The following is a 19,596-nucleotide window of genomic DNA, read 5'->3' on the forward strand; positions in this document are numbered from 1 at the left end:
GCGGCTTCAACCTACCTAGTGTGGTGTCTCCGACAGTCCATTCCGTCATTCCGGGGCAGCCCGAAGGGCTGAGCCCGGAATCCATCGGGCCGCGAAGCTTGCGGCGCAATGGATTCCGGGTTCTCGCTTCGCGAGCCCCGGAATGACACTGAGCGAATCCGAAAATCGACGCCGCGGCAGACCGCCGGCAGCGAGCGCGACCGCGCAAGCCTGAGACCGCGGGCGCCGCCGACAGATTGTATCCTTGCGCGCTGTTCCGGGATGCGCGGCGGCTTCTTAAAGCCGCTTGCCGGCCCGCGGGGCTCGTGCTAATTATTTACCGAACGACCGTTCGGATTATTATTGACGACCGATAAAGCACCGCGGCAAGCGGCTGGCGAGGGAGACGGAGCGATGAACATGATGACCGGCGTCTCGCCATGGGAACGGCTGATCCGGCCCGACCGGGTGCACGGCTCGCTCTATACCGATCCCGAGATCTTCGAGGCCGAGCTCAAAAACATCTGGTACCGGACCTGGGTCTATGTCGGGCACGAGAGCGAGGTGCCTGATGCCAACGACTACGTGGTCAAGTCGATCGGCCCCCAATCCGTGATCATGACCCGCGACGAGCAGGGCAAGGTCAATCTGCTGCTCAATCGCTGCTCGCATCGCGGCAACCAGGTCTGCTCGTTTGAGCGCGGCAATGCGCGCTCGTTCACCTGTCCGTTCCACTCCTGGACGTTCGCCAATGACGGCCGCCTGGTCGGCTATGCCTTCCCCGACGGCTACGAGGGCCAGGACAAGGCGCAGCTTGCGCTTGGGCGGGTGACTCGCGTCGAGTCCTATCGTGGCTTCGTGTTCGGCTCGTTCGCGGCCGAGGGGCCGACCCTGAAGGAGCATCTCGGCGGCGCCGCCGAGACCATCGATCGCCTGGTGCGGACTTCGCCGGAGGGCGAGGTCGAGATCACGGCGGGCTTCCTCAAGCATCGCGTCAAGGCGAACTGGAAGTTCATCCTGGAGAACGAGTGCGATGGCTATCACCCGGCCTTCGTGCACACCTCGATCTTCGGCGTCGCCGACAGCATGATCGGCAAGCTCTACGGCGGCGCCTCGACCGCACTGACCCGCGATTACGGCAACGGCCATACCGAGATCGATCTGCGGCCCGAGTTCCGCAAGCGCGGCGCGCCGATGAGCTGGTTCGGCACCAGCGACGAGCGGCTGCCGGACTACACCGCGCGGATGAAGGCGGCTTACGGCGACAGCGCGGCGCGCCAGATCATGATCGACGGCACGCCGCATGTGATGATCTTCCCGAACCTGTTCATCGCCGAGATCCAGATGTTCGTGATCCAGCCGCTCGGCGTCGACGACAGCGTGCAGCATGTCACCGCGCTGCAGTTCAAGGGCGCGCCGGATCTGAACCGGAGGCTGCGCCAGCAGACCATGGGCTCGGTCGGCCCGGCCGGCTTCCTCCTCGCGGATGATTCCGAGATGTACGAGCGCTGCCATCGCGGCGTGCTGGCGCGCAATCCGGAATGGATCTTCCTCGGCCGCGGCGAGAAGCGGGAACGGCAGGACGAGCAAGGCTTCACCGTCGGCCACGTCACCGACGAGGTGCCGTCGCGCGGCATCTGGACACACTATCGCAAGCTGATGGAGCCCAACTGATGCTGTCGCACGAGAGCAGCGCCACGTTGATGAGCGCCATCACCGCCTTCCTCTTCCGCGAGGCGCGGTTGCAGGACGAGCATCAATACGAGGCCTGGGAAAGGCTCTGGACCGATGACGGCGTCTATTGGGTGCCGGCCAACGGCGCCGACATCGACCCGGAGCGGCAGATGTCGATCATCTACGACAACCGCTCGCGGATCGCGCTGCGCGTCCGCCAGCTGATGACCGGCAAGCACTTCACCCAGACGCCGCAATCGAATTTGCGCCGGCTGATCTCCAACATCGAACTGATGGACGAGCAGCCTGACGACGGCGACATCGCGGTCGCCAGCAACAGTCTCATTTTCGAGTCGAGCCTGCGCGACGACACGCTGTGGGCGGCGCGCAATGAATACCGGCTGCGTCATGTCGATGGCGAATTGCGGATGGCCAGCAAGAAGGTCATCCTCGTCAACAACGACAAGGCGATCTACACGCTGTCATTCCTGGTTTAGGGAAGGTCTCGCCATGATCGACAAGGGCCCCGTCCTGCTCGACATCACCGACGGCATCGCGCGGCTGCGCCTCAACCGTCCCGATGCGGCCAACGGCATGAGCGCCGAACTGTTGAGCGCGCTGTGCGACGCCATCATGGTCTGCCACGGCCATCCGGATCTGCGGGTGGTGCTGCTGAGCGGCGAGGGCACGAACTTCTGCGCCGGCGGCGATGTCCGCGCTTTTGCTTCCAAGGGCGAGAAGCTGCCGGACTATATCCGCCAGGCCACCGCGTACCTGCAGAATGCGGTGACCGGCCTGTTGCGGCTGGAGGCGCCGGTCATCGCTTCGGTGCAGGGCTTTGCGGCGGGCGGCGGCGGCTTCGGCCTGGTCTGCGCCTCCGACATCGTGATCGCAGCCGAGTCGGCAAAATTCCTCGCCGGTGCGACCCGGGTGGCGATGGCGCCGGATGCCGGCGTCTCCGTCACGCTGTCGCGGCTGGTCGGCTTGCGCAGGGCGATGTCGATCCTGCTGACCAACCCGGTGATATCAGCTGCCGAAGCGTTGCAGATGGGCATCGTCACCAAGGTCGTGCTCGATGCCGAACTCGCCGATGCGTCGCTGGCATTGGCGTGCGAGCTCGCGGCCGGCGCGCCGAAGGCGCTGGCGGCGACCAAGCGGCTGGTCTGGGCCGGCACCGGCACCAGCATCGAGCAATGCCTGTCGGAAGAGGCGCGCACCGTCGCCGAGCTCTCGGGGATGGCCGACGCGCGCGAAGGGCTCGCCGCCGTGATCGAGCGGCGCAAGCCGGTCTTCACGGGGCGCTGAAATGGCGACCCTGCCATTCGGGCGCCTCGATGGCCGCCGTGCCTTCGTCTCCGGCGGCGCGCGCGGCATTGGCGCCGCGATCGTGCGCAGCTTTGCCGGGGCCGGCGCCAGGGTCGTGATCGCCGATCTCGATGTCGCCGCGGCGTCCGAGCTTGCGCGCGAGACCGGCGCTGTCGTCGCCGGGCTCGACGTCAGCGATGCCACCGCGGTGCAGTCCGTGATGGTGCAGGACGGTCCGTTCGACATTGTCGTCAACAATGCCGGTGTCGATCAGCACGCCTTTTTCACCGAGACGACGGCGGAGGATTGGACCCGGCTGATCGCCGTCAATCTCACCTCGGTGCTGGCCTGCACCCACGCCGCGCTGCCGGCGATGCAAGCGGCCCGCTTCGGCCGCATCATCAACGTCACCTCGGAGGCGGCACGCCTCGGCTCCAAAGGCGGTGCGGTCTATTCCGCGGCTAAGGGCGGCGTGATCTCCTTTACCCGGAGCATCGCGCGGGAGAACGCGCGCTTTTGCATCACCGCGAACGCGATCGCGCCGGGACCGATCCGCACCCCGATGCTGGAGCAGGCGGTCGCGAAGGGCGGCGACAGGATATTGCAGGCGATGACCGGCGCGACGCTGCTCGGCCGGCTCGGCGAGCCGGAGGAGGTTGCGGCGGCCGTGCTGTTCCTGGCTTCCGATCAGGCGGCCTATATCACCGGTGAGACGCTCGGCGTGTCCGGCGGCATGGGCGTCGGCGGCTGAGATGGCGGACGCGAGCGACGATATCGCACTCACGCCGGTCGATCGTGCCATCGCGCGCCTGCGGGCGATCTATCGCGGTTGGACCCGCGAGACATCGGCGGCGCAGATGCGCAGCGATTGGGACAATGCTTTTGCTGGCTGCACGGTGCCGGTGACGTGCCGGCCGGTCTCCGACGGCGTCGACGGAGAATGGCTCGTGCCATCGGATGCGCCGCGCGAAAAAGCGATCCTCTATTTCCACGGCGGCGGCTTTCGCATCGGCTCGGTCGCCTCGCACCGTGATCTGGCTGCGCGGATTGCCGATGCATCCGGCTGCCCGGGTGCTTTCGATCAATTATCGCCTCGCGCCGGAGCATCGCTTTCCGGCGGCGCCGGACGATGCGTTGTTTGCTTATCAATATCTGCGCGATCAGGGACTGCGTCCGGCGGATATCGCTTTCGCCGGCGACTCTGCCGGCGGCAATCTCGTGCTCAGCGCGATGTTGGCGGCGCGCGATCGCGGCCTGCCGCTCCCCGTCGCCGGCGCGCTGATGTCACCGTGGACCGATCTTACTGCTGGCGGCGCGAGCTACGAGAGTCGGGCCGAGGCCGATCCGATCCACCAGCGCGCGATGATCCTGGCGCTGGCGAAGAATTATCTCGGCAGGGATGCCGATGCCCGTGATCCGCTGGCCTCGCCGCTTTACGCGGATCTCGCTGGGTTGCCGCCGCTGCTGGTGCAGGTCGGCGACCGCGAAACCGTGCGCGATGACTCGATGGAATTGGCGGCAAAGGCGAAAGCCGCCGGCGTCGACGTCGAGCTACAGGTCTGGGACGGCATGATCCATGTGTTCCAGATGTTCCCGGAAATTCCGCAGGCTGGGGAGGCGATCGCATCTCTCGCGAATTTTCTGCGCAAGCATCTTCACATCGGCCATCAGAGGGCGCCACAATGAACGTCATGACCTCGGATCCGCGCCAGCTCTCAGACATCGAATTCCATTTCCCGGAGCAGCCCAACCTGCCCGAAGAGCTGCGCATGCTGCGCGAGCAGGTCCGCCGCTTTGTCGAGAAGGAAGTGGTGCCGCATGCCGACGACTGGGAGTGCGACGGCAAGATCCCGCGCGAGATCTATCGCCGCATGGGCGCGCTTGGTTTCCTCGGCATGCGCCATGCAGCCGAATATGGCGGCACCGACATGGGGCCGCTGGCCTCGATGGTGTTCGCCGAAGAGCTCGGCCGCTCGAGCTTCGGCGGCTTCACCTCGTCGGTCCTCGTGCATACCGACATGTCGGCAGTGCACATCTCCTTGCGCGGCACGCCCGGACAGAAGCAGAAATATCTGCCGGCGATTATCCGCGGCGAGACGGTCTGCTCGATCGCGGTGACCGAACCCGACGCCGGCTCCGACGTCGCAGGGCTGAAGACGCGGGCGCGGCGCGACGGCGATCATTGGGTGATCAACGGCGCAAAAATGTTCATCACCAACGCGGTCTATGGCGATCTCCTGATCGTTGCCGCGCGTACCGACCCGCACGCCAAGGGCAGCCGCGGCATCTCGCTGTTCATCGTCGAGCGCAATTTGCCGGGCATCACGGCAACCAAGCTCGACAAGCACGGCTGGCTCTGCTCGGACACCGCCGAGCTCGGCTTCCACGATGTGCGCGTGCCGGCGGAAAACCTGCTCGGCGAGGAGAACAAGGGCTTCTATGGCATCATGGAGACCTTCCAGAACGAGCGCATCTGCATCGGCGGGATCTGCGCCGGCGAATCCGCCAAAGCGATCGAGCTGACGACGAACTATGTGAAGACGCGGCAGGCGTTCGGCGGCCCGCTCTGGAACCAGCAGGGCGTGCGGCTGAAGCTCGCCCAACTCGCCGCGAAGGCGGCCGCCGCGCGCGCATTGGCCTATCAGGCCGCCGAGCTCGCCGCCGCGGGGAAGGAATGTCTGCGAGAAGTGTCGATGGTCAAGGCGCTGTCGCCGGAGGTGCTGCACGAGGTCGTGCATGGCTGCCTGCAGCTGCACGGCGGCTCAGGATTCATGCGCGGCACCGCGATCGAGCGCATGGTGCGCGACGCCCGCGTGCTGACGATCGGCGGCGGCGCCACCGAGGTGATGCTGGAAGAGGTTGCCAAGCGGATGTGAGGAGGCTTACCTCGCCCCGCTTGCGGGGAGAGGCCGGATCGCATCGTGAGATGCGATCCGGGTGAGGTGGGTAAACCACCGGGAGGGGTGAGGTAGGTTTGCGGGAGCTGTTCACTGCACCGGCTTGAAGCTGAGCGTCGCCGCGTCGGCCTGCATGATCTGCAGCTTCTGGTTCGAGAAGCGGACGCCGGGACCGAAGCTGATCGGTGCCATCACGCCGGTCTCGATGTTCTTGGTCTTCTCCAGTTCCGAGATGGTGCAGGCCCAGGTCGGTTGTTTGCCGCAACGTTCGATCGCCGCGATCAACACTTTCGCCGCGGCGTAGCCGGTCATGGTGTAGCGGTTGATGCCCTTGAACTCGGCCTCCGAGACCAGCGGCTTGGCTTTCTCCAGGAACGCCTTGCCGGCGGAGCCTGCGAACGGCTCGACATAGTCGACCGCATAGATGCCGTCGCCGGCCGGGCCCATCAGCTTCAGCACCGGCTCGATGCGTCCGGGCCAGAAGATGCCGGTCACCGGCTTGATGCTGAGCTTCTCGAGCTCCTTCATCATCGCGATGTTCTCGGCGATGATACCGCCGGCCAAAAACACCTCGGCGCCGGACTCCTTCAGCTGCAGCATGTCGGACGAGAAGTCCTGCTGGCCCTTCTTGTAGTTGCCGCTGTAGACGACGTTGAGCTTCTTGGCCTTGACCACGGAATCGAATCCGTCGCGCACCGTGATGCCGTAATCGTCGTCCTGGGTGATCAGGCCCCATTTCTTGCCGGGGTTCCTGTCGGCGAGGAAGTTGACGAGGTGGATGATGCCTTCCTCGTAGGACTGCCCGACCACGAACACGTTCTTGCGCGGCGGCTCCCACAGGAATTTCACCGGCGCGACGTCGATCACGGTCGGAATGCCGGATTTCTCCAGCACCGGCATGACGGCGATCGATTGCCCCGAGCCGGAGATGCCGAGCATCGCAAACACCTTGTCGACGTCGATCACCTTCTTGACGCCCTGGATGGTGCGCGCGGTGACGTAGCCGTCATCTTCCAGCACATATTTGATCTTGCGGCCGTTGATGCCGCCGGCGGCGTTGGCTTCCGCGATCGCGATCGTGTGGCCGATCGAGGCGGCGACGCCAAGCAGCGCCGGCGGCCCGGTCAGCGGCTCGACGTCGCCGATCAGGATCTCGCTGTCGGTGATTCCGGGATCGGCGGCCGCCGCCGGACCGATGGTAAGACAGGCAGTGGTGAGCAGCAGCGCGATCGCCGCCAGATATTTGATCATTGTCTCCTCCTCACGGTGTTTTCTTTTTTGTTAGTAGCGCAGCGGCCAGTGCACCCAGGTCCGCTTGATGTCGTGCCAGGCGCCGACCAGCCCCCTCGGCTGGAAGCGCAGGAACAGGATGATGACGAAGCCATAGAGCATGCTCTTCAGCTCCTGCGCCCCGGTCGTGAAGACGGCGTCCATCTGCGCGCTGAACAGGCTGAGGACGAGCCGTGTCGCCTCCGGAAGCAGCACGATCAGGATGGTGCCGAGCACGGCGCCGAGCGCCGAGCCGAGGCCGCCGACGATCAGGATCGCCAGCGCCTCGATCGAGAGCAGGAACGGAAAACCTTCGACGCTGACGAAGGAGAGATAGATGCCGTAGAGCGCGCCGGCGATGCCGGTGATGAAGGCCGAGGTGACGAAGGCGAGCAGCTTGTAGGCGTGCAGATTGATGCCCATGACGCGGGCCGCGGTGTCATTGTCCCTGATCGCGACGAAGGCGCGGCCGACCCGGCTGCGGCGGATGTTGAGCGTGGCGAACAGCGTCAGCGCCGCGATCGCGAGGCAGAGATAGGTGAACGCGGCATCGCTGTCGAAGCTGATGCCGAAGATGTCGGGGCGCGGCACCTGGATGCCGCGCGCGCCGTTGGTGAGCCAGCGCATCTCCAGGATCACGGTGTTGATGATGAAGGAGAAGGCGAGCGTGGTGATCGCGAGATAGAGCCCCTTCAGCCGCAGCGACGGCGCGCCGACGATCAGGCTTGCGAAGCCCGGCACCACGCCGGCGCCGAGGAAGCCGACCAGCGGCGGCATGTGATATTTCGATACCAGCACCGCATAGGCATAGGCGCCGGTGACGAGGAAGCCGACATGGCCGAGCGAGATCAGGCCGGTATAGCCGGTGAGGATGTTGAGCCCGAGCGCGCCGGTCACCGTAATCAGGATGATCATCACGAACGACAGCGCGTAGGAGTTCAACACAAACGGCGCTGCGATCAACGCCAGCAGCAGCACCGCCGACCACAGCCACACCGGCGGGGAATCGATCAGCGCGACCAGCTCGCCATAGCTCTGCTTGTAATCGCCCGTGCGCATCACACCCTCTCGATGTCGCGTTCGCCGAAAATGCCGAACGGGCGGACCATCAGCACCACGATGATCATGGCAAAGCCCGCGACCTCCTTCATGCCGGAGCCGAGATAGCCGCCCGCCAGGTTTTCGGTGATGCCGATCAGGAGGCCGCCCAGGCCGGAGCCGAGCACCGCGTCGAGGCCGCCCAGGATCGTGGCCGGAAACGCCTTCAGCCCGAGCTGGAACACCGCCGGCGACAGGTCGTAGGACAGCGCGAAGAACACCCCGCCGATGCCGGCGATCACCGAGGAGGCGGCCCAGGCCAGCGCATGGACTTTTGTAGCGCTGATACCCATCAACAGCGCGGTGCGGTCATCGGCCGCGACCGCGCGCATCGCGACGCCGACCTTGTTGTAACGGAAGAAGGCCCAGATCGCGGCGAGCAGCAGAAGCAGCGTCGCGATCACGGCAATCTGCCCGGTGCGCACGCCGATGCCGCCGAGATGCACGATGCCGCGGCCCATTCCGAGCTCGAGGCCGTGCGGATAGGCATCCCAGATGAAGTTGATCGCCGAGCGCAGGATCACCGCGAGCCCGATCGTCACCATCACGGTCGCGAACACCGGCTCGCCCAGCATCGGCCGCATCACCAGCCGCTCGATGACGAGGCCGAGCACGACCGCGGCGAGGATAGCGCCGATCGCGACCACGACCACATTGCCGCTGACCGTGGTCGAGATGGTCCAGGCGATATAGGCCGTGATCATGGTCATCTCGCCCTGCGCGAAATTGACCAGCCCGGTCGACTTGTAGATCACCGCAAAGCCCATCGCGATCAGGCCGTAGATCGCACCGATCGCGAGCCCCGAGATCAGGAGCTGGATAAGGTACTGCATTCAGCCCTCCGCCCGGTAGATGATCGCGAGCTCGCGCGCGAACTTCTTCTCGATCATGGCGCGCCGCACCTTTTGCGTCGCGGTCAGCTCGCCATCGTCATGGTCGAGCTCCTTTTCGAGGATGGCGAAGCGCCTGATGTTCTCGACCCGGGCGAAGCGCTTGTTGGTCTCGTTGACGACGCGTTCGACCAGCTCGTGCACCTCGGGGAGCTGCGACAGCGACTTGTAGTTGGTGTAGGCCAGCGCCCGGTCGCGCGCCCAGCGGCCGACATTATCGTAATCGACCTGGATGATGGCGCCGAGATACTTCCTGGCCTCGCCGACCACGATCGCCTCCTTGATGAATTCGGAATCCTTCAGCGCATTCTCGATCTCGGATGGCGCGATGTTCTTGCCGCCGGCAGTGATGATGATCGCCTTCTTGCGGTCGACCACGGCGATCTCGCCATTGTCTGTTATCTCGACAATGTCGCCGGTGCGCAGCCAGCCGCCTTGTTCCAGCGACGCGGTGGAGGCCTTCTCGTCGAGGAAGTAGCCCTTGAAGACGCCGGGGTTGCGCAGCAGGATCTCGCCGTCGGGATCGAGCTTCCATTCGGTCTGCGGCAGCGGCACGCCGCAGCCGCCGATCCGGTGATGGCTCTCGGTTTGGATGAAGGCGACGCCGCCGCTCTCGGTCAGGCCATAGCCCTGCGACACCGGCCGGCCGATGATGTCGAAGAAGCGCAGCGTCTCCGGCGAGATCGAGGCGCCGGCGCAGAGCCGGTGCCGGCTATGCGCGAAGCCGAGATGGCGCTGCAAATTGCGGAACATGAGCACATAGAGCAGGCCATAGGCCAGGCGATCGAGCAGGTTCTCCTTGCCGGCCTGGCGGCGGTCGGACAGCATGCGGCCCCAGCCGAGGCAGGCCCTGGTGAAGCCCTGCCGCAGCCGGCCGCTCTCGCCGAGCCGGAACAGAAAGCCCTGCTGCAGCTTCTCGTAGATGCGCGGCACGCCGACAAAGAAAGTCGGCGCGATCTCGCGGATGTTGATCGCGACCGTGTCGATCGATTCGGCGAACGAGACGGTGCCGCCGAGCACCAGATGGGTCACCGTACCGTAGCAGCGCTCGGCGACGTGGCACAGCGGCAGATAGCTCACCGCCTCGAACGGGTTGTCGGCGATCCCCACAGTTTTGGCGTAGGCGTAGGCCGCGTAGACCAGATTGCGGTGGGTCAGCATCGCGCCCTTCGGCGGGCCCGTCGTGCCCGAGGTGTAGACCAGGATGCAGACATCCTCGGGCGCGCCCTGGCTGATCAACCGGTCGAGGGTCGCGTTGGCTTCGGGATTCGCTTCGGCATAGGCCTTGCCGCGCGCGCATAGTGCCTCGAACGACATCAGTCCGGACTGCCGATAGTGCCGCAGCCCCTTCATGTCGACGCAGACGATGGCCTCGAGGTCCGGCAGGCCGCCATTGTTGGCCATCGCATCCAGCACCTTGTCGGTCTGCTCCTGATCGCCGGTGACGACGACGCGTGCGCCGGAATGCTTGACGATATACTGCAACTCGACCCAGGGATTGGTCGGATAGATGCCGACCGCGACCGCGCCGATCATCTGGGCGCCGAGATCGGCATAGAACCATTCCGGCGTGTTCTCGCCGGCGATGGCGACGCGGTCGCCCGGCTTGATGCCGAGCGAGAGCAGGCCGAGCGCGACCGCACGCGCAGTCTCGTAATAGTGCCGCCAGGAATACGGGTTCCAGATGCCGTAATCCTTCTCGCGCAGCGCCAGCGCATCGCCATGCATCGCGGCGCGCTGCCGCAGCAATTGCGGGATGGTGATGGCGGCATCCGCAAGTGCGGCCTGGAGCGCATCGGCACTTGTCGCCGCCGGGTTGCGCAGCGTGCCCACCTGCAACGGCGGATGAGCGGTGCGGAGACTGTCCAGCGTCGACATCACGCGCCTGCCTTTGCCATGGCCTCGGCGCGCTGGCCGCCAAGATAGGCCTCCGCCACCGCCGGGTCGCGCCTGATCTGGTCGGGCGTGCCTTCGGCGATCTTGCGGCCGAAGTTCAGCACATGGATGCGGTCGGAAATGTCCATCACGATCCGCATCTCGTGCTCGATCATCACGACGGTGACGCCGAGCTCGTCGCGGATATCGAGCACGAAGCGGGCGATGTCCTCGGTCTCCTCCTGGTTCATCCCGGACACCATCTCGTCGAGCAGCAGCAGCTTCGGCTCGCAGGCCAGCGCGCGGCCGAGCTCGACGCGCTTCTGCTGGCCGTAGGACAGCGTGCCGACCACGGCGTCCCTGATATGCTCGATCTCGAGGAATTCGACGATGTGCTCGACGCGCTGCCGCGCCGCGATCTCCTCGTTCCGGGTGCGGCCGAAGAACACCACGGCGTCGAGCACGGTCGAGCGCAGATGGGTGTGGCGGCCGGTCAGGATGTTCTCGACCACGGTGCCGTGCTTGAACAGCGCCAGGTTCTGGAAAGTGCGGCCGATGCCGACGGCGGCGAACTTCCACGGCGAGATGGTCGCAAGGTCGATGCCGTCGAAGACGATGCGACCGCCGCTTGGCCGCAGCACGCCCGAGATCATGTTGAACAGCGTGGTCTTGCCGGCGCCGTTCGGGCCGATCACGCTGCAGATCTCGCCCGGCGCGACCTCAAGGCTGACGTCGGCGACCGCCTGCAGGCCGCCGAAGCGTTTTGAAAGCTTGTCGACCGTGAGCAACGCGGTCACGACAGCCACCGCTTGCGACGCTTGTAGTGCTTGACGTCGCGCAGGCTCTTGCGGCCGCCGGAGGAGACGCCGAGGTAGAATTCCTGGACGTCCTCGTTGGCGGCGAGCTTCTTGGCCGTGCCGTCGAGCACGACGCGGCCGGTCTCCAGGATGTAGCCGTAGTCGGCGATGTCGAGCGCGCGCTGCGCGTTCTGCTCGACCAGCAGCACCGTCATCTTCAATTCGTCGCGCAGGCGCACGATCACCTCATAAATCCGGTCGATGATCAGCGGCGCGAGGCCGAGCGACGGCTCGTCGAGCGCCAGCAGCACGGGATCGGTCATCAGCGCGCGGCCGATCGCGAGCATCTGTTGCTCGCCGCCGGACATGTAGCCGGCGATCTGGTCGCGCCGTTCATGCAGCCGCGGAAACAGCGCGAACACCTTGTCGCGGCGCTCGCGCGCCTCGGCGCCGGTCCTGGTGTAGCCGCCCATTTGCAGGTTCTCGTCGATGGTCAGCGCCGCGAACACGCGGCGGCCCTCCGGCACCTGCACGATGCCGCGGCGCACCAGCTCGTCCGGGGCGAGGCGATGCACCTCGTCATTGCGGAAGCGGATGCTGCCGTTCTCGATCACGCCTTCCTCGGTATAGAGGATGCCGGACATCGCCTTCAGCAGCGTCGACTTGCCGGCGCCGTTGGAGCCGAGCAGGGCGACGATGCTGCCTTCGCCCACCGCGATCGAGACGTCGCGGATCGCTTCGATCGCGTTGTCGTAGACGATCCGGACGTTGCGGAATTCGAGCAAGGCATCCTGCGCCGGCGCGGCCTGCGGCGTCGGATGAGGGATCGTCGTCGGCATCGTGCTCAGCCCCGGCCCGCCGCGCGGCGCGGCCGCGCAGCGAGGATCGTATCGGTGACGATCTTGGCGGTCTCGGCGCAAGCCTGCGTGCCGCCATTGCCGTATTGCTTCACCGCGTCGCCGACGCACCACAGGCCCGCGATGCCGGTCTCGCGCGGCAGGTCGTAACCGGCGCAGCTGCGTTGCGCCGGCCAGTCGTCGCGCATCACCCGGATCGACAGGATTCTTGCCTGGTCGAAATTGGCGAACTGCTCGCGCAGATCCTCGAGCGCCAGCGCGACCTCGGCATCGCCATCGAAATCGCCGAGCGCGGGCACCGGCACCGCGTAGGCGACATAGAGATGCCAGCCGGGCGGCGCGAGTTCCGGACAGGTGGCGGAGAGGTTGGCCATATTGCACAGCCGGCGCGTCTTGCCGAAGGTGACGATGCCGGGGTGGTTGATCAGCGGCTCGCGGCTCGCGATATTGATGACGATATTGGCGGCCGGGCGAAGATCGCTCTTCACCTTGACGATATAGTCCGCCGGAAAAGCCTCACTGCCGGCGAGCGCGACGGTGGCCTTCGGCCCCGCATTGCTGATGACGAGATCGGTGTCGATCCGCATGTGCTCGCCGTTCCGAAGAACAGTGACGCCCTCGACGCGGCCATTGGACGTGTGGATCGCCGTCGCCGGCGTACCGAGCCAGATGTCGCCGTTGCGCCGGACGGCGCTGCCGAGGCTGTTCCAGACGCCGATCGTGCCCTGAGGGCAGAAGCCGAACTTCTTGAAGGCGCCCTTGCTGGTGAAATAGGTGAGGAAGGCGCGAGCCGGCAGCTCGGCGGCGTTGCAGGCGAAGATCGCCGCGCAGAGATTGCGGAACAGCGCATGCACCGTAGCGTTGCTGGTGTAGCCCTTCAGCCAATCCTCGGTCGATTGCCGCCCGTCGGGCAGATTGCCTGAGCGCGCATCGGCGAATTTCTCCAGGATGCGCGAGGCCTGTTTTGTGAGCTGCCCGAGCAGCAGCGACCAGCCGCCGCGGCCGACGTCGATCACCTTGCCGTCGATGAAGAACGAGCTCGCGGGCTCCGGCGCGCGAATGTCGAGCGGCGCGCCGACGGTGTGGAAGGTCTCCTCGAACACGCCGCCGAACTCGATCGCGATCGCGCCGATATTGACCTTGAAGCCGTCGATCTCCTCGGTCGAGGCGCGGCCGCCGAGCCGGTCCTTGTCGTCGACGACCAGCGTATGCAGCCCGCCATGGGCGAGGCGCGCCGCCGCGCACAGCCCGCCGGCGCCGGCTCCGATCACGACAGCATCGACCTTGTGAGCATCCACGCGCAGCCTCCCTCGATGCCGCCGGGTTGGTCCCGGCGTGCGCAATCCGCTTGCTTGACGGCAGGCACTCTAATATAATCCGACCGGTCGTTCAAATTATTTTTTGACGCAGGTCAATGGACCGGCGCCGCTTGATCGACGAGTTCTGGTGGATGGTGCCCGCAAAGGGGAGGAGGGCGCGGGGTGGCGGTAGTATAGAGAGACGGGTGCCGCTCGATTCCGGCGACGCCGATGGTGCACGAAAGAGACGGGTATGGCGCGGACGCGCTCGGAAAATTACGACGAGATCCAGCAGGGCATTCTCACCACCGCCTGCGGCCTGTTCGCGCGGCAGGGCTATATGCGCGCCTCGATCGCCGACCTTGCCGATGCCTGCAAGCTGTCGCGCGGCGCGCTGTATCACTATTTCGACTCGAAGGAAGCGATCCTGTTCGCGATCCTCGATGCGCATATCCGCGAGATGATCGCCGACGTCGATGCCGCGATGGCCGGCAAGGCGACGACGCTGGAGCAGTTCCGCGCCGCGATCCAGGCCATCGTCGCGCTCAATGCGCGCTCCAGCGACGAGCAGCGCGTGATCCTCAACGATCTCTCGTTCCTCGGCGAGACGGAGCAGGATGCGATCAAGGCGCTGGAGCGTCAGCTGGTCGACACCATCGCAGATCTTCTGGTCAGGCTCGACAAGGAAGGCAAGATCGTCAAGCGGACCAAGAAGATCTACAGCATGATGCTGTTCGGCATCCTGAACTTCAGCCACACCTGGTACGATCCGAAAGGCGGAATCGATCCGACCGAGTTCGCCGACATGGTGGTGGACCTGTTCCTGTACGGTTTCACCATGCCGGTGCCGGCAAAAGACGCGCGGCCGCTGCGCCAACGCGCGTGAACGAAATGGTTTTCGAGCGAAGTGGATTCCGCTTCGCGTGAAGAAAACGCGTCAAGCAAGAAGCTTCGTTCCGATTTATCGGAACGAAGCTTCGGCCGCGACGGCAAGTCAATTCTCCAGGATGTGCACGTAACAGACAGCGCCGACACCGACCATATGCGCAAGCCCGGTCCGCGCGCCGCCATGCTGTCGTGGGCCGGCTTCGCCGCGGAGCTGCATCACGATCTCGCCGATCTGGCCGATCCCGGTCGGGCCGATCGGGTGTCCCATCGCAATCAGGCCGCCGGAGGGATTGATCGCGCATTGCCCGCCGATATCCAGCGCGCCCTCCTTCAGCATGCGAACGCCATGCCCTTCGGGGCAGAGGCCGATGCTCTCGATGTAGTGCAACTCCTCGACCGTGAAGGCGTCGTGCAGCTCGATGACGTCGAGATCCTTCGGCGTCAGCCTGGCCTGCGCCAGAGCGAGGTCGGCGGTCTCCTTGGTGAGCGCCGCGTCGAAACCTGCGCCGGGCGGATAGACCCGCTCGCTGCGGCCGACCGACGCCGTGGTGCGAATGGCGCGGCCGGCGTCGATGCCGAGCCTGCGAATGCCGTCCTCGGATGCGACGATCACGGCGGCGGCGCCTTCACCGATCGGCGTGCATTGCAGAGCCGTCAGCGATCCCGAGACCTTCTTGCCGCCGAGCACTTCATCGAGCGTGCGCTCCTGCTGCCGCTGCGCGTTGCGATTCTTCGCCCCGTTGCGGTGGTTCTTCACCGCGACCAGCGCGATGTCCTCGGCCGACGCATTGTGCCGGACCGCATATTCATTGGTCAGCAGCGCGAAGTGCGTGAACGGGACGATCGCGTCCTCGGCGAGGTGACCGATGCCGGTGTCCGAGCGCCGCACCGGATTGCGCTTGTCGACACCGACCGCCAGCGCAACGTCGGAGATGCCGCTTGCGACCTCGATGCAGGCATGGCGGAACGCGGTCGAGCCGGACGCCGACGCGTTCTCGACATGCATCAGCGGCGCGCCGGTCGCGCCGAGATGGCGCAGCATCGGCCGTCCCGACGCCATGCCGAGCAGCGCGGTCGCGACATAGCTCGATTCCACCGCGGGCCATTCGATCCGCGCATCATCGAGTGCGGCGCGGATCGCGGTGAGGCCGAGCTCCACATAGGGCGTCTCGCTCGGGTTCTGATAGCGGTGCCAGCCGATGCCGACGACGTAGACCGGGCGCAAATGATTGAGTGATCGTGCCATGGTGATCCTCCAAATCAGGATGCGGCGCTGAAGCGGAGATCGAGCACGGTCTCGCCGCTCTCGCTCTGCGTCGTCGGAACGAGCCTGCCGGTCACGCGCTGACCTTGCGCAACCGGTGCGCTGTCGTCGGCCAGCAGGGTGCGGATCACGGGCCCGTCGTCGAGCGCGACCTTGACGATGGTGAAGGGGGCCGGGCGGTTCTTGTCGGCGTGCAGGTGAACGGTCGCTTCCGCAAGCAACACTCCGTTGGTCGACAATTCGCAGGGCGTCAGCGCATCGCCATGGCTGCCGCAGCGCTCGCAGCCATAGGTCTGCATCGGGAAGAATACGTATCCGCAGCGGCAGCGGCCGCCCTTCAGGCGGGCTGTCGCGCCGCCGCATTCGCGTAGCTCCGCGGAATACAGGCCTGGTTTCAATAGCTTGCTCGGTTGCATGCATTTCCTCCAAGATATTTGTTGACTGACCAACAAACATCGTTCTAGCTTGAATGCAAGCAAGAAGTCGCCGTGCGGCAAAGGGAGCGAAGCTGAATGGCACGAGCAGTTCGACGCGCGCAGGAGCCGCGAGATGACGCACCGGCGTCACGGCGCACGCAGGTCGAGCGCCGCGACGAAGCGGAGCGGCGGATCCTTGAAGCCGCCGCACTGATCGTCGCCGAGAACGGGCTCGACGCGATCACGCTCGCCGAGGCCGGTGAGCGCGCCGGCTATAGCCGCGGGCTGCCGTCACACTATTTCAAGACCAAGGCCGATCTGTTGTCGGCGCTCGCCACCTACGTGATCGAGTCGTTCATCACGACGCGCCGCGCCGCCGCGCCGGAATTGACCGGCTACGACGGCCTGATCGCGTCGTTCAAATATTACTTCCTGTTGCCGGCGCGGAATCCCGTGATGGGGCGCGCCTTTCACGTCGTGCTGGCGGCTGCGCTCACGGTGCCGCAGATCACGGCTACGGTCGCCAGGCTCAATCGCGAAACGCGCGGCGAAATTGCAGCCGGCCTCAGTGCGGGGATCGCGGCAGGCCGGCTGCGCGCCGACCTCGATCTGGAGACCGAGAGCGCACTGATCCTCGCCACGCTGCGCGGATCGATTGCGCAGTGGCTGGTCGATCCGGAGGGCGTCGATCTCGAGACAATGAGCGCGCGGTTCATCGCGGCGGTCGAAGGAAGGTTGGCGAAATGAGCATCCTGCCGAACAGCGTCGAATACTGGGCCGCCAATCGTCCCGACGATGCCGCCTTCATCGAGGGCGACCGCCGGATGACGTGGTCGGAGCTCAACGATGCGGCGAATCGTGTTGCACATGGCCTGGCGGCCCGGGGCGTGGTCGCCGGCGACATCGTGGTGCTGCGGACCCAGATCCGGATCGAATGGCCGGTTCTGAGCGAGGCGATCGGCAAGCTGCGCTGCTCGCTGCTCGGTCTGAACTGGCGGCTGACGCCGTCGGAGACGCAGTATGTGCTGTCCAACAGCGGCGCCCAAATCGTCGTCTGCGACGACGAGGATCCCGCGGCGCTGCGCCCTGCATTCGAAGGCTTGCCGATCAAGCTCGCGGTCTCGATCGGCACGGCGTCGCCCGGCTTCGTCGCCTTCTCCGAGCTGCTCGACACGCCTGCCGATCCGCCGCTGCATTCAACCAGCCGGCCGCCGCTGATCCTTTATACGTCGGGCACCACGGGCCTGCCCAAGGGCGTGGTCTCGGTGGTGCAGCCGGGCGTGCAGATGGATCAACGCACCAGCGAATATCTCTCCGACGTCGCATCGACCCGGCGCGGCCAGGCCGGCGGCGTCTCGCTGTTGACACTGCCGCTGCATCACGGCGCCGGCCCGTCCCAGGTCTGGGGCGCGATCCAGCTCGGCAATCCGACGATCCTGATGCGCCGCTTCGATCCCGAAGGCGCGCTTCGCCTGATCGCGGCCCATCGCGTCACCAACTGGACCGGCGTTCCGACCATGTATAAGCGCCTCGCGGCGCTGCCCAAGGAGGTGCTCGACGCCTACGACGTCTCGTCGATCCGCGCGCTGTCGATTGGTGCTGCACCGGTGCCCTATGAGCTGAAGCGCTGGATCATCCGGTATTTCGGCAGCGATGTCCTTGGTGAAGGCTACGGCGCCACCGAGGTCGGCATGATCAGCTTCCTGCCGCCCGAGATGCAGGAGCGCAAGCCCGGATCCAGCGGCCGCCCGCACAAGCACGTCGATATCTCGATCCGCGATGTCGAGGGGCGCGAGCTGCCGCGCAACCAGTCCGGCGAGATCTGGATCAGGACGCCCGTGACGATCCGCTCCTATCTGAACGGCAAGCCGCTCGGGACGGACACGCGTGACCACGACGGCTACTTCCGCGTCGGTGATGTCGGGATGCTCGACGACGACGGCTATCTGTTCATCACCGATCGCGCCAAGGACATGATCATCGCCGGCGGCGTCAACATCTACCCGGCCGAGATCGAGGCCGCGATCCTCCGGCATCCGGACGTGCAGGACGTCGCGGTGATCGGCATTCCCGACGACGAGTTCGGCGAGCAGGTCAAGGCATTCTGCGAGCTGAAGCCGGGCCATACCGCTGACGAGACCGCGATCCTCGACTTCTGCCGCGACCATCTCGCCTCGTACAAGCGGCCGAAGACGCTGTCGATCGTCGATGAATTGCCACGCAACACCATGGGCAAGCTGCTCAAGCGCGAACTGCGCGAGCCCTACTGGAAGGGACGGGAGAGAAACGTATGAGTGATATCCTTGATCTGAACGGCAAGGTGACGCTGGTCACCGGTGCGGGCCAGGGCGTCGGGCGCCAGATCGCGCTGCATTTCGCCGCGCACAACGCCGCCGGCATTGTCGTCAACGACTACTTCCTCGATCGCGCCGAGCAGGTCGCGCGCGAAATCAACGCCGGCGGCGGCAAGGCAGTCGCGGTGCAGGCCGACGTCACCGATCTCACATCGGTCAAGGCGATGGTCGGCAAGGCCGAGCAGGCGTTCGGCCCGATCGACGTGCTCGTCAACAATGCCGGCAATGCCGGCGCGACCCCCGATCCGGATGCGCGCAAGCCGTTCTGGGAGACCGGCCCCGAAGTCTGGAACAGCTTCATCGGCGTCAATCTCTACGGCGTCATCAACTGCGCCTCGGCCTGCGTGCCGCAGATGATCGAGCGCAAGGGCGGCCGCATCGTCACCATCATCTCGGATGCCGGCCGTGCCGGCGAGGCGGGCCTCGAGGTCTATTCCGGTGCCAAGGCGGGCGCCGCCGGCTTCACGCGCGCGGTCGCGCGCTCGCTCGGCCGCCACAACATCACGGCGAACTGCGTCGCGATTGCCGCCACCCTGACGCCGGCGATCGAGGCGCGGCTGAAGGCCAATCCCGAGATGCAGAAGAAGATGATGGAGCGATACGTCATCCGCCGCCCGGGCCTGCCGTCCGACGTCGCCAACATGGTGCTGTTCCTGGCCTCCGATGCCAGCGCGTGGATCACCGGCCAGACCTATCCGGTCAATGGCGGTTTTACCTTCGCATTGTGAGGCGTAG

The 19,596-nt window shown here is 65.7% G+C and carries 19 protein-coding genes; 10 read left to right on the forward strand and 9 right to left on the reverse strand.

All coding sequences use genetic code 11. From position 1 onward, the window contains the following. Positions 1 to 393: 393 nt before the first annotated feature. From ACVMB0_RS18160 to ACVMB0_RS18185, 6 genes are all read left to right on the forward strand, one after another. Positions 394 to 1,653 carry an aromatic ring-hydroxylating oxygenase subunit alpha gene (locus ACVMB0_RS18160; protein WP_461347165.1) on the forward strand — a complete coding sequence of 420 codons (1,260 nt, stop codon included), beginning with the start codon at positions 394 to 396 and terminating at the stop codon, positions 1,651 to 1,653. Then, positions 1,653 to 2,150 (forward strand): aromatic-ring-hydroxylating dioxygenase subunit beta, encoded by a 498-nt coding sequence (locus ACVMB0_RS18165; RefSeq protein ID WP_461347166.1) that lies wholly within the window; start codon positions 1,653 to 1,655, stop codon positions 2,148 to 2,150. Before ACVMB0_RS18160 ends, ACVMB0_RS18165 begins: the two co-directional genes overlap by 1 nt. Positions 2,151 to 2,163: 13 nt before the next feature. Next, positions 2,164 to 2,958, forward strand: a complete 795-nt coding sequence (locus tag ACVMB0_RS18170) for an enoyl-CoA hydratase/isomerase family protein (protein WP_461347167.1) — start codon at positions 2,164 to 2,166, stop codon at positions 2,956 to 2,958. Between the two features lies 1 nt (position 2,959). Next, positions 2,960 to 3,709, forward strand: coding sequence for an SDR family NAD(P)-dependent oxidoreductase (locus ACVMB0_RS18175; protein WP_461347168.1), 750 nt, complete (start codon positions 2,960 to 2,962; stop codon positions 3,707 to 3,709). Between the two features lie 302 nt (positions 3,710 to 4,011). Further along, on the forward strand, positions 4,012 to 4,644 hold the full coding sequence (locus tag ACVMB0_RS18180) for an alpha/beta hydrolase (protein WP_461347169.1): 633 nt from the start codon (positions 4,012 to 4,014) through the stop codon (positions 4,642 to 4,644). Continuing rightward, the gene (locus tag ACVMB0_RS18185) at positions 4,641 to 5,834 is read left to right on the forward strand and encodes an acyl-CoA dehydrogenase family protein (RefSeq protein WP_461347170.1); all 1,194 of its coding nucleotides are present in this window, start codon (positions 4,641 to 4,643) and stop codon (positions 5,832 to 5,834) included. The genes ACVMB0_RS18180 and ACVMB0_RS18185 overlap by 4 nt, the downstream gene beginning before the upstream one ends. Before the next feature lie 111 nt (positions 5,835 to 5,945). Here the strand turns inward: ACVMB0_RS18185 and ACVMB0_RS18190 are convergent, their stop codons facing one another. Genes ACVMB0_RS18190 through ACVMB0_RS18220 form a run of 7 tightly spaced genes read right to left on the reverse strand, consistent with a single transcriptional unit; the run spans position 5,946 to position 13,939 of the window. Continuing rightward, the gene (locus ACVMB0_RS18190) at positions 5,946 to 7,106 is read right to left on the reverse strand and encodes an ABC transporter substrate-binding protein (protein ID WP_461347171.1); all 1,161 of its coding nucleotides are present in this window, start codon (positions 7,104 to 7,106) and stop codon (positions 5,946 to 5,948) included. A gap of 30 nt (positions 7,107 to 7,136) precedes the next feature. After that, positions 7,137 to 8,183 carry a branched-chain amino acid ABC transporter permease gene (locus ACVMB0_RS18195; RefSeq protein WP_461347172.1) on the reverse strand — a complete coding sequence of 349 codons (1,047 nt, stop codon included), beginning with the start codon at positions 8,181 to 8,183 and terminating at the stop codon, positions 7,137 to 7,139. Then, the gene (locus ACVMB0_RS18200) at positions 8,183 to 9,055 is read right to left on the reverse strand and encodes a branched-chain amino acid ABC transporter permease (RefSeq protein ID WP_461347173.1); all 873 of its coding nucleotides are present in this window, start codon (positions 9,053 to 9,055) and stop codon (positions 8,183 to 8,185) included. The genes ACVMB0_RS18195 and ACVMB0_RS18200 overlap by 1 nt, the downstream gene beginning before the upstream one ends. Next, entirely contained in the window at positions 9,056 to 10,990 is a 1,935-nt protein-coding gene (locus ACVMB0_RS18205) for an AMP-dependent synthetase/ligase (protein WP_461347174.1), read from the reverse strand. Further along, positions 10,990 to 11,784, reverse strand: a complete 795-nt coding sequence (locus ACVMB0_RS18210; protein WP_461347175.1) for an ABC transporter ATP-binding protein — start codon at positions 11,782 to 11,784, stop codon at positions 10,990 to 10,992. The genes ACVMB0_RS18205 and ACVMB0_RS18210 overlap by 1 nt, the downstream gene beginning before the upstream one ends. Beyond that, entirely contained in the window at positions 11,781 to 12,623 is an 843-nt protein-coding gene (locus ACVMB0_RS18215; RefSeq protein WP_456749450.1) for an ABC transporter ATP-binding protein, read from the reverse strand. The genes ACVMB0_RS18210 and ACVMB0_RS18215 overlap by 4 nt, the downstream gene beginning before the upstream one ends. A gap of 5 nt (positions 12,624 to 12,628) precedes the next feature. Next, complete coding sequence (locus ACVMB0_RS18220) at positions 12,629 to 13,939, reverse strand: phytoene desaturase family protein (protein WP_461347176.1); 1,311 nt, start codon at positions 13,937 to 13,939, stop codon at positions 12,629 to 12,631. A 253-nt stretch (positions 13,940 to 14,192) separates the two neighbouring features. Here ACVMB0_RS18220 and ACVMB0_RS18225 point away from each other — a divergent pair, with 253 nt between their 5' ends. Continuing rightward, complete coding sequence (locus tag ACVMB0_RS18225; protein ID WP_461347177.1) at positions 14,193 to 14,825, forward strand: TetR family transcriptional regulator; 633 nt, start codon at positions 14,193 to 14,195, stop codon at positions 14,823 to 14,825. Between the two features lie 108 nt (positions 14,826 to 14,933). On the opposite strand, the gene ACVMB0_RS18230 is transcribed toward ACVMB0_RS18225, so the two are convergent. Beyond that, positions 14,934 to 16,073 (reverse strand): thiolase family protein, encoded by a 1,140-nt coding sequence (locus ACVMB0_RS18230; protein WP_461347178.1) that lies wholly within the window; start codon positions 16,071 to 16,073, stop codon positions 14,934 to 14,936. A 14-nt stretch (positions 16,074 to 16,087) separates the two neighbouring features. Then, the gene (locus ACVMB0_RS18235; RefSeq protein WP_456749446.1) at positions 16,088 to 16,507 is read right to left on the reverse strand and encodes a Zn-ribbon domain-containing OB-fold protein; all 420 of its coding nucleotides are present in this window, start codon (positions 16,505 to 16,507) and stop codon (positions 16,088 to 16,090) included. 96 nt (positions 16,508 to 16,603) lie between these two features. Here ACVMB0_RS18235 and ACVMB0_RS18240 point away from each other — a divergent pair, with 96 nt between their 5' ends. The 3 genes from ACVMB0_RS18240 to ACVMB0_RS18250 are packed head-to-tail and all read left to right on the forward strand — an operon-like array spanning position 16,604 to position 19,589. Then, a complete protein-coding gene (locus tag ACVMB0_RS18240; protein WP_456749445.1) occupies positions 16,604 to 17,254 on the forward strand; it encodes a TetR/AcrR family transcriptional regulator in 651 nt (216 codons plus the stop codon). Continuing rightward, the gene (locus ACVMB0_RS18245) at positions 17,251 to 18,801 is read left to right on the forward strand and encodes a class I adenylate-forming enzyme family protein (RefSeq protein ID WP_456749444.1); all 1,551 of its coding nucleotides are present in this window, start codon (positions 17,251 to 17,253) and stop codon (positions 18,799 to 18,801) included. Before ACVMB0_RS18240 ends, ACVMB0_RS18245 begins: the two co-directional genes overlap by 4 nt. Beyond that, entirely contained in the window at positions 18,798 to 19,589 is a 792-nt protein-coding gene (locus ACVMB0_RS18250; RefSeq protein ID WP_461347179.1) for an SDR family NAD(P)-dependent oxidoreductase, read from the forward strand. The genes ACVMB0_RS18245 and ACVMB0_RS18250 overlap by 4 nt, the downstream gene beginning before the upstream one ends. The last annotated feature ends 7 nt before the right edge of the window (positions 19,590 to 19,596 follow it).

Source organism: Bradyrhizobium sp. USDA 4451, from assembly GCF_054822585.1.